Origin of the sequence: Lentzea albidocapillata (assembly GCF_000719115.1) — a bacterium.
Taxonomy (GTDB): domain Bacteria; phylum Actinomycetota; class Actinomycetes; order Mycobacteriales; family Pseudonocardiaceae; genus Lentzea; species Lentzea albidocapillata.
Genome location: NZ_JOEA01000001.1, coordinates 252,440 through 264,619, shown reverse-complemented (window position 1 = coordinate 264,619; position 12,180 = coordinate 252,440). Strand labels below are relative to the sequence as shown.

General features: G+C 69.2%; 11 protein-coding genes. 6 read left to right on the top strand and 5 right to left on the bottom strand.

Annotated features, from left to right (window positions below):
• The first annotated feature begins 18 nt into the window (after window positions 1–18).
• On the top strand, window positions 19–558 hold the full coding sequence (locus IG04_RS0101445) for a VOC family protein (protein ID WP_051768633.1): 540 nt from the start codon (window positions 19–21) through the stop codon (window positions 556–558).
• 121 nt (window positions 559–679) lie between these two features.
• Here the strand turns inward: IG04_RS0101445 and IG04_RS0101440 are convergent, their stop codons facing one another.
• Window positions 680–2,332 carry a DUF885 domain-containing protein gene (locus IG04_RS0101440; RefSeq protein ID WP_030474648.1) on the bottom strand — a complete coding sequence of 551 codons (1,653 nt, stop codon included), beginning with the start codon at window positions 2,330–2,332 and terminating at the stop codon, window positions 680–682.
• Window positions 2,333–2,440: 108 nt separating this feature from the next.
• Here IG04_RS0101440 and IG04_RS0101435 point away from each other — a divergent pair, with 108 nt between their 5' ends.
• On the top strand, window positions 2,441–3,094 hold the full coding sequence (locus tag IG04_RS0101435; RefSeq protein WP_051768681.1) for a DUF3153 domain-containing protein: 654 nt from the start codon (window positions 2,441–2,443) through the stop codon (window positions 3,092–3,094).
• Here the strand turns inward: IG04_RS0101435 and metF are convergent.
• Window positions 3,091–3,972, bottom strand: a complete 882-nt coding sequence (gene metF / locus IG04_RS0101430; RefSeq protein WP_030474646.1) for a methylenetetrahydrofolate reductase [NAD(P)H] — start codon at window positions 3,970–3,972, stop codon at window positions 3,091–3,093. The two genes, IG04_RS0101435 and metF, sit on opposite strands and share 4 nt — an antisense overlap.
• Before the next feature lie 104 nt (window positions 3,973–4,076).
• On the opposite strand from metF, the gene IG04_RS0101425 reads away from it, so the two are divergent.
• The 3 genes from IG04_RS0101425 to IG04_RS0101415 all read left to right on the top strand — a co-directional run bounded on the left by IG04_RS0101425 (window position 4,077) and on the right by IG04_RS0101415 (window position 7,649).
• On the top strand, window positions 4,077–5,144 hold the full coding sequence (locus IG04_RS0101425) for a polyprenyl synthetase family protein (protein WP_030474645.1): 1,068 nt from the start codon (window positions 4,077–4,079) through the stop codon (window positions 5,142–5,144).
• A gap of 169 nt (window positions 5,145–5,313) precedes the next feature.
• Window positions 5,314–6,762, top strand: coding sequence for a polyprenol phosphomannose-dependent alpha 1,6 mannosyltransferase MptB (mptB, locus tag IG04_RS0101420; RefSeq protein ID WP_036013207.1), 1,449 nt, complete (start codon window positions 5,314–5,316; stop codon window positions 6,760–6,762).
• Between the two features lie 11 nt (window positions 6,763–6,773).
• The gene (locus tag IG04_RS0101415) at window positions 6,774–7,649 is read left to right on the top strand and encodes a phytoene/squalene synthase family protein (RefSeq protein ID WP_063758191.1); all 876 of its coding nucleotides are present in this window, start codon (window positions 6,774–6,776) and stop codon (window positions 7,647–7,649) included.
• Window positions 7,650–7,657: 8 nt separating this feature from the next.
• Here IG04_RS0101415 and IG04_RS0101410 read toward each other — a convergent pair whose 3' ends face one another.
• Both IG04_RS0101410 and IG04_RS0101405 read right to left on the bottom strand, forming a co-directional pair.
• Window positions 7,658–8,056 (bottom strand): hypothetical protein, encoded by a 399-nt coding sequence (locus IG04_RS0101410; protein WP_030474642.1) that lies wholly within the window; start codon window positions 8,054–8,056, stop codon window positions 7,658–7,660.
• Between the two features lie 69 nt (window positions 8,057–8,125).
• Window positions 8,126–8,491, bottom strand: a complete 366-nt coding sequence (locus IG04_RS0101405; protein ID WP_030474641.1) for an Rv2175c family DNA-binding protein — start codon at window positions 8,489–8,491, stop codon at window positions 8,126–8,128.
• Window positions 8,492–8,592: 101 nt separating this feature from the next.
• Here IG04_RS0101405 and pknB point away from each other — a divergent pair, with 101 nt between their 5' ends.
• The gene (gene pknB / locus IG04_RS0101400; RefSeq protein ID WP_036013204.1) at window positions 8,593–10,602 is read left to right on the top strand and encodes a Stk1 family PASTA domain-containing Ser/Thr kinase; all 2,010 of its coding nucleotides are present in this window, start codon (window positions 8,593–8,595) and stop codon (window positions 10,600–10,602) included.
• A gap of 72 nt (window positions 10,603–10,674) precedes the next feature.
• On the opposite strand, the gene IG04_RS0101395 is transcribed toward pknB, so the two are convergent.
• Window positions 10,675–12,063, bottom strand: a complete 1,389-nt coding sequence (locus tag IG04_RS0101395; RefSeq protein ID WP_036013201.1) for a class II 3-deoxy-7-phosphoheptulonate synthase — start codon at window positions 12,061–12,063, stop codon at window positions 10,675–10,677.
• Window positions 12,064–12,180: the final 117 nt, after the last annotated feature.

The window sequence follows — 12,180 nt, the reverse complement described above, 5'->3', positions numbered from 1 at the left end:
GACAGTACCCTCGCACGAGTGGAAATCACGTTCGAGGCGGCGGATCCCCCCGCGCTGGCCGCGTTCTGGTCCGAGTTCGCCGATGACGAGATCGAGCTGACGTTCGTGTGGAGCGACGCTCCGAAGATAGAGAAGAATCGGGTGCACCTCGACCTGGCCTCGACTTCGCCTGAGCACCAGGCGGACATCGTGGCGCGGGCGTTGAAGCTCGGCGCCGAGCACGCCGACATCGGTCAGACCGATGTGCCGTGGGTGGTGCTGCGCGATCCGCAGGGCAACGAGTTCTGCGTCCTCGAACCGCGGCCCGAGTACCCCGGCGTGATCGCGGCCGTGGTCGTCGACTCGCGTGATCCGCTGGCTTCGGCCGAGGCGACCGGGCACCCGGTGGTGCGCAGCGGCGACGGCTTCGCCTCGGTGCGGCCCGAGCCGGGTCCGTGGCTCGAGTTCGTGCGGACCGACGACCCGGAGCCGATCACGAACCGCGTGCGCGTCCGGTGGGCCGATCCGGCAGTGCCTTGCCCACCAGTTGCCCCAGCGGACGGCACCCCGAACCACTGATATCCGATATATCAGCTCACTGATATATCGGCTTATGCAAAAGACGTTTGCGGACGTCCGCAAACGTCTATTGCATAAGGGTGGGTAAGCGCAGGTCAGAGCATTGCGCTGGCCGGTGGCGTCAGAGGGCGGCCAACCGTTCACGAAGGGTGTCGAGGCCCATTGCGCCCATCTCCAGGGCGTCCTTGTGGAAGCGCTTGAGGTCGAAGTCGGCGCCCTTACGGGCCCGTGCGTCCTCGCGGGCGGCGAGCCACAGGCGCTCGCCGATCTTGTACGCCGGCGCCTGCCCGGGCCAGCCGAGGTAACGGTCGATCTCGTCGCGGACGTGCGCGGGCTCCGAGAGGGTGCGGGTCATCATGAACTCGAGGCCGAGTTCGGGGGTCCAGCGCTCGCCGGGGTGGAAGCCGGTGCCGGCCGGGATCTCCAGTTCCAGGTGCATGCCGATGTCGATGATCACGCGGGCCGCGCGGAACAGGTGGGCGTCGAGCATGCCGAGCAGGTCGCCGTCGTCGTCGAGGTAGCCGAGTTCGCGCATGAGGCGTTCCGCGTAGAGCGCCCAGCCCTCACCGTGGCCCGACACCCAGCAGATCAGGCGCTGGAAGTCGTTCAGCGTCTCGGACTGGTACACCGCCGTCGCGCACTGGAGGTGATGGCCCGGCACGCCCTCGTGGTAGACCGTCGAGGTCTCACGCCACGTCGGGAACACCGACTTGCCCTCGGCGATCGACCACCACATGCGGCCGGGGCGGGAGAAGTCCGCGGTCGGCGGCGTGTAGTAGGCGCCGACGGCACCGCCGGGCGGAGCGATCCGGCACTCGAGGTTCATCAGCGCGTCCGGCAGGTCGAAGTGCACGTCGCGCAGATCGAGCAGGGCCTTGTCGGACAGTTCCTGCATCCACGCCTGCAGGCCGTCCTGGCCGTGCACCTGGTAGCGCGGGTGCTCGTCGAGGAACGCCGCGGTCTCCGCAAGGGTGGCGCCCGGCTTGAGCCGCGAAGCCACCTCCTTCATCTCGGCCTCGATGCCGAGGAACTCCTCCCAGCCCCACGCGTAGGCCTCGGCCAGGTCGAGCCGCGAGCCGGTGAAGTAGCGCGAGCCGAGGCGGTAGCGCTCCTCGCCGACCGCGTCCTTCTCCGGCGCCTGAGGAGCCAGCTTCGTGCGGAGGAACGAGGCGAAGTCCGCGTAGGCGGCGGCAGCGGCGGTGGCGCCGGCGTCGAGAGAGGTGCGCACGGAGCCGTCGACGTTGGCGGAGGCGGCGAACGGGCCGAAGAAGGTCGTGGCGAAGGTGTCGCACTGCTTGGCGACCTGAGTGACCTGACGCAGTGCGGAGATGTGACCGCGGGAGGCGGCGTGCGAGAGGGAGGCGCGCAGGCCGTCCAGTGCGGCGGGCACGGCGGAGAGGCGGCGGCCGATGGTGGCCCACTGCTCCGGCGTGTCGGTTGGCATCTGGTCGAAGATGTCGCGCACGGACTGGATCGGGCTCGCGATGACGTTCAGCGAGGACTCGGTCTGACCGGCCTCGTACAGCTCGTGTTCCAGGCCCGTGCGTTCCAGGAAGACGGCGCGTGCCGCCTCCTCCGAGGCATCCGCGGGCTGGGCGGCGGTGATGTCGGCGAGAGCGCGGACGGCGAGTTCGTCGCGCGCCGCGTGCCCTTCCGGGGAGAGGTCCGTCAGCTGGTCGTCGGAACCCGCGAAGCCGAGGCTCGTGGCCGCGATGGGGTCGAGCGCCACGTAGTCGCTGACGAATTTGTTGCTGATCTCGTGCACGGAAGCCATGCGCCGAGACGCTACCTCGCGCCTCTCGACGCCAAAAGGTAGTTAGTCAAGCTCACGACCTTCGGAGGGGACCTGCGTCGTTTGGGTCGTACTGGCAGGATGTCCGCCGTGCGTCGTTCCCGGGCACTGCTGCTGCCGGTCTTCTTGCTGCTCACCCTGTTCTCGCTGAGCGGTTGCGTTCGCGTGTACGCCGCCATGGCCGTGTCGGACGACGACCGCATCTCCGGCGAGATCGTCGCGGCCACGCCCCCGACGCAGGACAACGACCCCGGTCCACAGCTCAAGGTGCCGCCGGAACTCGCGAGCCGCGTCACCACCAAGCCGTACCGGGTGGAGTCGTACGCGGGTACGCAGTTGTTCTTCAACGGCCTGTCGTTCGACGAGATGCGGACTCTTTCCACGGCCACCAGCTCGTCGAACAGCCGCTACAGCCTCAACTTCCGCCGGTCGGGTGATCTTGTCACGCTCTCGGGGTCGGTCGACCTGACCCAGGTGCCCGTCGAACGCGCGGACATCCAGATCAAGGTCAGCTTCCCCGGCAAGATCGTGAACACCAACGGCCGCGAGGAGGAGAACAACACGATCGCGTGGTCTCCTAAGCCCGGTCAGGCGTCGATGCTGCAGGCCACCGTGCAGTACGCGGGGGAGAACTCCAGCTCGTTCTTCGGCTGGGCGCTGCTGGTCGCCGGGCTCACCGGCGGTGCCGCGCTGATCGTCGTCGTGCTCGCCCTCATCGCGCACAAACGCAACGTCACGCTCTAGGCGCGCGTCACCAGGCCCAAGCGCCCCAGCACTTCCTTCGTCGCCTTGGACCTGTTCATCGTGTAGAAGTGCAGCGCGGGAACACCCTCGTCGAGCAACCGCCGGCACATCTCGGTCGCGATGTCGATGCCGGTCGCCCGGAACCCCGCCACGTCGTCCGTGTACGGCTCCAGCCGGCGTGAGATGTCGAGGGGCAGATCCGCGCCGGACAGCTCCACGATCTTGGCCAGGCCGCGCGGCGAGAGCATCGGCATGATCCCGGGCAGGATCGCCGCGGAACAGCCCGCGGCCGCCACCCTGTCGCGCATCCGCAGGAACGGCTCCGGCGCGTGGAACAGCTGGGCCACCGCGTAGTCCGCGCCCGCGTTGAGCTTGCGCAGCAGGAACTTGAGGTCGGTGTCGAGGTCGCCCGAACGCGGGTGCCCGTACGGGAACGCCGCCACGCCCACGCAGAAGTCGCCGAGCTCGCGGACCAGCCGCACCAGCTCGTCGGCGTAGTTGAGGCCTTCCGGGTGCGCGACCCACTCGCCCATCGGGTCGCCGGGAGGGTCGCCGCGCAGCGCCAGGATGTTCCGCACGCCGATCGCCGCGTACCAGCCGATGACGTTGCGCAGCTCCGCCACCGAGTGCTCGACGGCGGTGAGGTGCGCGACGGGGAGCAGCGTCGTCTCCTGCGCGATGCGACCGGTGGCGCGGATCGTGCGGTCCCGGCGTGACCCGCCGGCGCCGTAGGTGATCGACACGAACGCGGGGTCGAGGCCTTCCAGTTCGCGGACGGCCTTCCAGAGGACCTTCTCGTCCTCCGCGTCCCGGGGAGGCAGGAACTCCACCGAGAACTTGGGTGACTCACCCCGGAGTCGCTCCACCACCGACGTCATGGGACCAACCCTAGTGGGTCTTCCGCCAGGTGAGACTCCCGCTCACCATGTGGTACGCGGGCCCCGACATGCGGGTGGCCCCGGACACAGCGGAACATGGACGTGTGTCCCACCACCCCATCGACGTTGCGTTGCCCCAGCACGTCGAAGCAGCGTTGACCACGTATCTGGCCTCCCGCCGCGCGTCCGGCGAGGCGATGGACCCGAGCTTCGCGAGCGCCGTCGACGCGCTCTCCGATTTCGTGCTGGGCGGTGGCAAGCGCATCCGCCCGACGTACGCGTGGTGGGGCTGGCGCGCGGCCGGTGGCGATCCCGGCGGCGAACTCGCGGACGAGGTGCTCACGGCGGTCAGCTCGCTGGAGCTGATCCAGGCGTGCGCGCTCATCCACGACGACCTGATGGACGCCTCTTCGGTGCGGCGGGGCAAGCCGACCGTGCACATCGCGTTCGGCGAGCGGCACCGCGAGCAGGGCTGGCTCGGCTCGCCGGAGCGGTTCGGCATGTCCGCGGCCGTGCTGATCGGCGACGTCGCGCTGGCGTGGGCGGACGACATGCTCTTCGCCGCCGGGCTGCCGTCCGAGGTGCTGCGCCGGATGAGCGAGCCGTGGCGGGACATGCGCACCGAGATGCTCGCGGGCCAGTACCTCGACGTGCTGACGCAGGCCCGGGGTGACTCGTCCCCGGACGCCGCGTTGCGCATCGACCGGCTCAAGACCGCCGCGTACACCGTCGAACGGCCGCTGCACATGGGCGCGGCGATGGCGGGCGGCTCGCCCGAGCTGATCGACGGGCTGCGCGCGTTCGGTGCCGACATCGGCGTCGCGTTCCAGTTGCGCGACGACCTGCTCGGCGTGTTCGGTGACCCCGAGGTGACCGGCAAGCCCGCCGGCGACGACCTCGCCGAGGGCAAGCGCACGCTGCTCGTCGCGCTCGGCATGCAGTTCGGCGCCGATATATTGGATATCGCTCTCGGCAAGCCCGATCTCGACCTCGGCACCGTCGAGCAGGTCCGGCGCGCGCTGGTGGACGTCGGCGCCGTCGACGCCGTCGAGGAACGCATCGAGGAGCTGACGAAGAGCGCGCTGGCCGCCCTCGACGACGCTCCCGTGGCCGAGCCGGCCGCCACCAAGCTCGCCGACCTCGCGATCAGCTCGACGAAGCGGGCCTTCTGAAGTCGATCATGTGCCTCTCCCGCTGGGGGTTGATTAAGTCCTCGTGACCGTGTGGGCCGTTGCTTGCTGACGCTTACGCGCGTTGTGCAACGATGTTCGGGCGATGGCAGCAACTCCGTCCCTCCCCCGCACGAGCTCCGAGGCGTCGATACAGGAGCTTCAACCAGTCGTGCGCACGAACACCTACGCCATCCCCATCCGCACGACCATGCTCGGCCTGCTGGGCGTGGCGCTGATCGCGCTCGGGGGCATGGGTGCCGGCGCGATCCTGGAGCGCGACCCGCTGCTCACCCAGGTCGGGCTGAGCTGGCTGCGCTACGGCCACGGCCGCGACCTCGCGAGCATGGTCCTGTACCTGGGGCTGGGGCTCGTCATCTGGGCGTGGATCCGGCTCGGCCGCCTCGTGCGGTGGGGCGAGATCGGCGATTTCGCGGTGCTGGTCGCGGTGACGGTCTGGACGTTGCCGCTGCTGTTCGCGCCACCGCTGTTCAGCAAGGACATCTACAGCTACCTGGCCCAGGGCCAGCTCGCGCTGAGCGGCTACGACCCGTACACGGTCGGGCCCGCTGTCCTGCAGAGCACGCTCAGCGAGAACGTCAGCTGGGTGTGGCAGCACACGCCGGCGCCGTACGGGCCGTTGTTCATCCTGATCGCGAAGGCGATCGTCTGGATCACGGACGCGAGCGTCATCCTCGGCGTCGTCGCCATGCGCTTCTCCCTCGCCGGAGGACTGGTGCTGCTGTGCTGGGCTCTGCCGGGCCTGAGCAGGCACCTGGGCGGCAAGTCGGCGATCGCGCTGTGGCTGGTCGCGGCGAACCCGCTGGTGCTGATCCACCTGGTCGGCGGCGCGCACAACGACCTGCTGATGATCGGGCTGATGGCGGCCGGTGTGCTGCTGGTGCTCGACCGCAGGCACGTGCTCGGCTTCGTGCTGCTCGCCCTCGCGTTCTCGGTGAAGGCGACGGCGGTCGTGATCGTGCCGTTCCTCGTCTGGATCTGGGCGGCGCGCCTGGACGGCGACAAGCGCGCCCAGTTCCGCAAGGCACTGCTGCCGGGCGTCGCCGCGTTCCTCGGGACGTTCGCGGTGTGCACGGTCGTCGCCGGGGTGAACCTCGGCTGGATCCCTGCGCTGCGCAGCTCGTCGATGATCATCAACTGGCTGTCGCTGCCGAGCGCGGTCGGCGACTTCGTGCGCATGGTCGTGAACTGGTTCGTCTACGTCGACGGCGGCATCTTCATCGGCGTGGCGCGGGCGCTGGGCTCCGTGGTGCTGATCTGGATCGCGTACACGCAGTGGTGGCTGGCCCGTGACGGTGAGGTGCGCGACGCCATCCGGCGTGGCGCGCTGACGATGCTGGCCGTGGCGCTGCTGTCCCCCGCGACGCTGCCCTGGTACTTCAGCTGGCCGCTGGCGCTGGCCGCCGGGTTCGCGTGGAGCACGGGCGCGCTGGTCACGGTGACGGTCGCGTCGCTGTTCCTGCTGCTGGTGACGTTCCCGAACGGCGACACGGCGCTCTACTCGTGGGGCTACCTGTTCTTCGCGCTGGTGGTGTCGGGCCTCGCGGCGCGGTCGCTGGTGAAGCCGGACCCGTTCGGCCTGTCCACACGCTACGAATGAGCCTCGGGACCATGGACCTGGGCTCCGCCTACGCCGCCTGCCGCCGGGTCAACGCCCGGTACGGCAAGACGTTCTTCCTGGCGACGACGCTGCTGCGGGCTGAGCAGCGGCCCGCGGTGCACGCCTTGTACGCGTTCGCGCGCTGGGCCGACGAGATCGTCGACGCCGCCGGCGTGCACGACCGCGCGGGCGAACTCGACGAGGTGGAACGACTCCTGGACGAGGAGCCGTCGAACCCGGTTCTGCTCGCCCTGGCGGACACGGTGCGCCGCTACGACCTCGACAGGTCGCTGTTCACCGACTTCCTCGCGTCGATGCGGATGGACCTCGACGTGACCGAGTACGCGGACCTCGACGCGCTCGGTGCCTACATGCACGGCTCCGCGGAAGTCATCGGGCTGCAGATGCTGCCGGTGCTCGGCACCGTCGTGCCCCGCGAGGAGGCCGCACCGTACGCGGCGCGGCTCGGGACGGCGTTCCAGCTCACGAACTTCCTGCGCGACGTCGGCGAGGACCTCGACCGCGGCCGGGTGTACCTGCCACAGGACGTGCTCGCCGCGCACGGCGTCGACCGAGATCTGTTGCAATGGGTTCGTCGTCATCGGCGCGCAAACGACCGGGTGCAAAGGGCGCTGGACGATCTCGTCGCGCACTCATATGCGATATATCGGTCGGCGGAGCCGGGGATCGAGATGCTGTCCGCGGCGTCCAGGCCCTGTATGCGGACCGCATACACGCTGTACCGCGACATCCTAGGACTCGTCGGCTGCGAGGTGCTGTGGCGGCGTGTGGCCGTGCCGAACGCACGACGGTTCGCGGTGGCAGTGCCCGGCGCCGGCCGGGCACTGCTCGCTCGGGCCCCGCTCGCGCGCACGGCGACGCCATGAACTCCGCTTTAGATCACGACGACGCCGACGATGTTCGACGTCGCGGAGGCGTAAACGCTCGTGCCGGGGAAGAAGAGGCGCAGGTCGGCGGACGCGTCGATGCTGAGCTTCGCGGTGAAGGTCGAGTTCGGCTGGCAGCTGCGGGTGTAGATGTTCGTCCACACCGACGCACTCACCCTGACCTGGGCGAACACGTCCAGTCCCAGCGTGAGCTGACGCTCACCCTTGGCGCCGAGCTTGCCCTTGATCTGGAGCTGGTCGCCCTTCTTGAGCTTGACCTTGGCGCCACCCGCGTCGAGTTCGAGCGTGGTGGGCTTGGCCTGCACCACCGGCGCGGCGGTCGCGGCGACCGGCGCGAGGAGCAGTCCGAGGGCGGTGAGACCTGCGATGAAAGTCTTGGTGATCATGTGCACCAGCTCAGAGGTTCCGGGCGTCTCGCGCTCGCTGAGACGCCCGGAACCGCTGCAACGGGTGAACTAGAAGCCCATGGCCTGCGCGCGGCGCTTTACCTCACGCCCACGGTCTCCGCGCAATGCTTCGATCGGAGTGCCAGGGAGGCTTTCGTCCTCCGTGAAGAGCCAGCGCAGGATCTCGTCCGTGGAGTAGTTCTGGTCGCGCAGCACCGTGATGGTGCCGGGCAGACCCTTCACCACCCCTCCGGCAGCGAGAAACGCCTCGGGGACGACGAGAACGCCGGCCCGCCGCTCGGCGAGCAGTTGCCCGTCGCGCAACATTTGGTGGACCCGGGTGACCGGAAGTCCCATTCGGTCGGCCACCTCGGGGAGAGGAAGAACCTCCAGGTCGGCAGCCAATACATCCGCAGCGGCAGGAATCGCACTCACGGGGGTCACGATGCCATAACCGAACTGGGAACGCCCTTCCGCCAACCGGGTCATCCTGAGCTTTACCATCTCGCACTGTGGAGAGGTCGGTTTCGAACGTGATGGGTGGACTGCTGGAGCAGCGCTACCGGGTGGACTCCGTGCTCGCGCGCGGCGGCATGTCCACCGTCTATCGAGGTCGCGACACTCGCCTCGATCGCGATGTGGCCATCAAGGTGATGGATCCGCACCTGACGGCGGACCCGGCGTTTGTCGCGCGCTTCGAGCGCGAGGCACGCGCGGCGGCCCAGTTGCATCACCCGGCAGTGGTGTCCGTGCACGACCAGGGCGTCGACGGTGACCAGGTGTACCTGGTGATGGAGCTGGTCGACGGCGGTAACCTCCGTGACCTGCTCAATCAGCGCGGCAAGCTCGTTCCCGCCGTGGCGTTGAGCATCCTCGGGCCGGTGCTGTCGGCGTTGGGCGCCGCCCACCGAGCGGGGCTCGTGCACCGGGACGTGAAGCCGGAGAACGTGCTGATCGGGCCTGGTGGCCAGGTGAAGGTGGCGGACTTCGGGCTGGCCCGTGCGATCGCCGAGAACGGTGTCACGAGCGACAGTGAGATCCTGGGCACCGTCGCCTATCTTTCACCCGAACAGGTGGAATCGGGTGCGGCGGACGCGCGCAGTGACGTCTACGCGGCCGGGATCGTGCTCTACGAGATGCTGGCGGGTCAGGCGCCCTACCGAGGCGAGACGGCCATCTCGGTGGCCTATCAGCACGTGAACTCGGACGTCCCGTCGGTTCCGGAGATCCCGCTGGCGCTCGACACGCTGGTGCGCAAGGCGACGCGGCGCGACCCGGTGCTCCGGCCCGCGAACGCCGACGCGTTCCTGTCCGAACTGGAGCGCGTGGGCACGGAACTGGGCCTCACGCCGCAGCAGGTGCCCGTGCCCGGTTCGGCCCCCGAGAACGACAGGACGGTCATCATGCGGCCGGTCCCCGTCGCGGTCGGCTCCACTCCTCCCTCGGCTGCCGAGCTGACCAGGCCGGTGGTGCCGAAGCCGCCCCTGAACTCGGCGGCGATGACGACGGTGAACACCGGGCCTCCGACGCCGCCTCCCGGCATCCCCGCCGGCAACTCGGCGACGCGCACGATGCAGCGGCCGGAGCCGCCGCGCCGCCGTCCCCCGCAGAAGCGCAAGCCGAAGGTCGACCCGGTCGAGGCTGAGCGCAAGCGGCGCAAGAAGCTGTTCACGATCTGGGGTTCCGTGGCCGCCGTCGTGGTGGTCCTCGTCGGACTGTTCTCCTGGTACGTCGGCGCGAACCGCTACACGGAGATGCCGTCGGTGGCCGGGCAGTCCGAGCAGAACGCGATGCTGCTGCTCTCGAAGGCCGACCTCACCGGGCTGGTCGAGAAGGTGCCGTCCAACGATGTCCCCAACGGCACGGTCATCAGCTCCGACCCCGGACCCGGCGCCGAGTTGCGCAAGAACGAGCAGGTGAAGCTCGTCGTATCGCGCGGCAGGCCGGTGGTGCCGTTCATCACCGCCGGTGCCGAGCAGGACGCCGCGATCAAGGAGATCGAGGCCGCGGGCCTGAAGACGGTCAAGGACCCCGCGAAGGACGCGTTCCACGACACCGTGCCGATCGGCAAGGTGGTGGGCGTCGATCCGCGTCCCGGCACTGCGCTCAACCTCGACGCCCCGGTGACCCTCATCCTGAGCAAGGGCCCGCCGCCGCGCCTGCCCGTGCCGAACGTGACGGGCAAGACGAAGGACGAGGCGACCGCTGAACTGCAGCGCGCCGGTCTCGATGCGGTCGACGCGGGTGGTGAGGACGCGCCGGAGAACAACGGGTCACGCGTGGTGCGGACGGATCCGCCCGCGGGCACGGTGCTGGACCCGACGCAGAACAAGCGCGTCACGCTCTTCTACCAGAACAACCAGGAGATCGAGGTCCCCGACGTCACCCGGCAGAAGGTGCGGGAGGCCAAGGAAGAGCTCGAACGAGCCGGCCTGAAGGTGAAGGTCGAGTTCAACAAGAGCAACAACGCGACCGTGGTGAACCAGTCGATCCCGCCGCGCACGCGGGTGAAACGAGGCACCGAGATCACGATCGTCGGCCTCTGACACAGGCAAAGCGAAGGGCCCCGCGTTCTCGACGCGGGGCCCTTCGTTCTTCAGCTCGTCTTCAGGAACTCGTCAGGAGCGCAGCATCTCGGCGACGAGGAACGCGAGCTCGAGCGACTGCTGCGTGTTCAGGCGCGGGTCGCACGCCGTCTCGTAGCGGCCGGCGAGGTCGGCGTCGGAGATCTCCTGAGCACCGCCGAGGCACTCGGTGACGTCCTCACCCGTGAGCTCGATGTGGATGCCGCCGGGGTGCGTGCCGAGGCGGCGGTGCACCTCGAAGAAGCCCTGGACCTCGTCGACGATGCGGTCGAAGTGCCGGGTCTTGTAGCCGGTCGACGACTCGTGCGTGTTGCCGTGCATCGGGTCGCACTGCCAGATGACCTTGTGGCCGCTGGCCTCGACCTTCTCGACGATGGCGGGGAGCACGTCGCGCACCTTCTGGTTGCCCATGCGCGAGATGAGCGTCAGACGGCCCGGCTTGTTGTGCGGGTCGAGGCGCTCGACGTACTCGACGGCCATCTCCGGCGTCGTCGTCGGGCCGATCTTGAGACCGATCGGGTTCGCCAGCATCTCGGCGAACGCGATGTGCGCGCCGTCGAGCTGGCGGGTGCGCTCACCGATCCACACGAAGTGCGACGACAGGTCGTACAGCTTGGGCTCGTCGCCCGTCGTGTCGAGGCGGAGCAGCGCGCGCTCGTAGTCGAGGAGCAGCGCCTCGTGCGAGGCGAAGATCTCCGTGCCATGCAGCGACTGGTCGTTGACGCCGCACGCCGACATGAACTTCAGGCCGCGGTCGATCTCGCCGGCCAGGGCCTCGTAGCGCTCGCCCGCGGGCGACGTGCGCACGAAGTCGCGGTTCCAGTCGTGCACGCGGTGCAGGTCGGCGAGACCCGCGCCGGTGAGCGCCCGCAGCAGGTTCATTGCCGCGCCGGCGTTCGCGTACGCGCGGATCATGCGGCCGGGATCGGCGACCCGGGCCTCGGGCGTCGCAACCAGGGAGTTGATGATGTCGCCGCGGTAGGACGGCAGGCCGAGCGCGTCGATGCCCGACGAACGCGGCTTGGCGTACTGGCCGGCGATGCGGCCGACCTTCACCACCGGAAGACTCGCGCCGTAGGTCAGCACCACGGCCATCTGCAGCAGGGTCCGGATGTTCGCGCGGATGTGCGGCTCGGTGTTGTCAGCGAACGTCTCCGCGCAGTCACCGCCCTGCAGGAGAAATGCCTCACCGTTCGCGACCTGCGCCAGTTGCGTGTGCAGCCGGTCGATCTCGGCGGGCACGGTGATCGGCGGCACGCTCTCGAGCACGGTCCGCACACGACGCACCTGTTCGGCGTCGGGCCATTCGGGCTGCTGGGCGGCCGGGCGCGACAGTGCGTCGTCCAGGCGCTTGCGCATCTCGGGAGGCAGCGGCGGAAGCTCGGGAAGCGTGTCGATGGGCACGTCCACGGTCCAGTTCACGCTGCTCATCCTAGTTGTCCCACACTGAGAGACCAGGCCGGGCCTGTCAGCACTCGCAGGGTGCCGGCTGGGAGTCATCCGGCGTAGCGGCCGTTACCTCCGGCGGGGTGAAGTCTG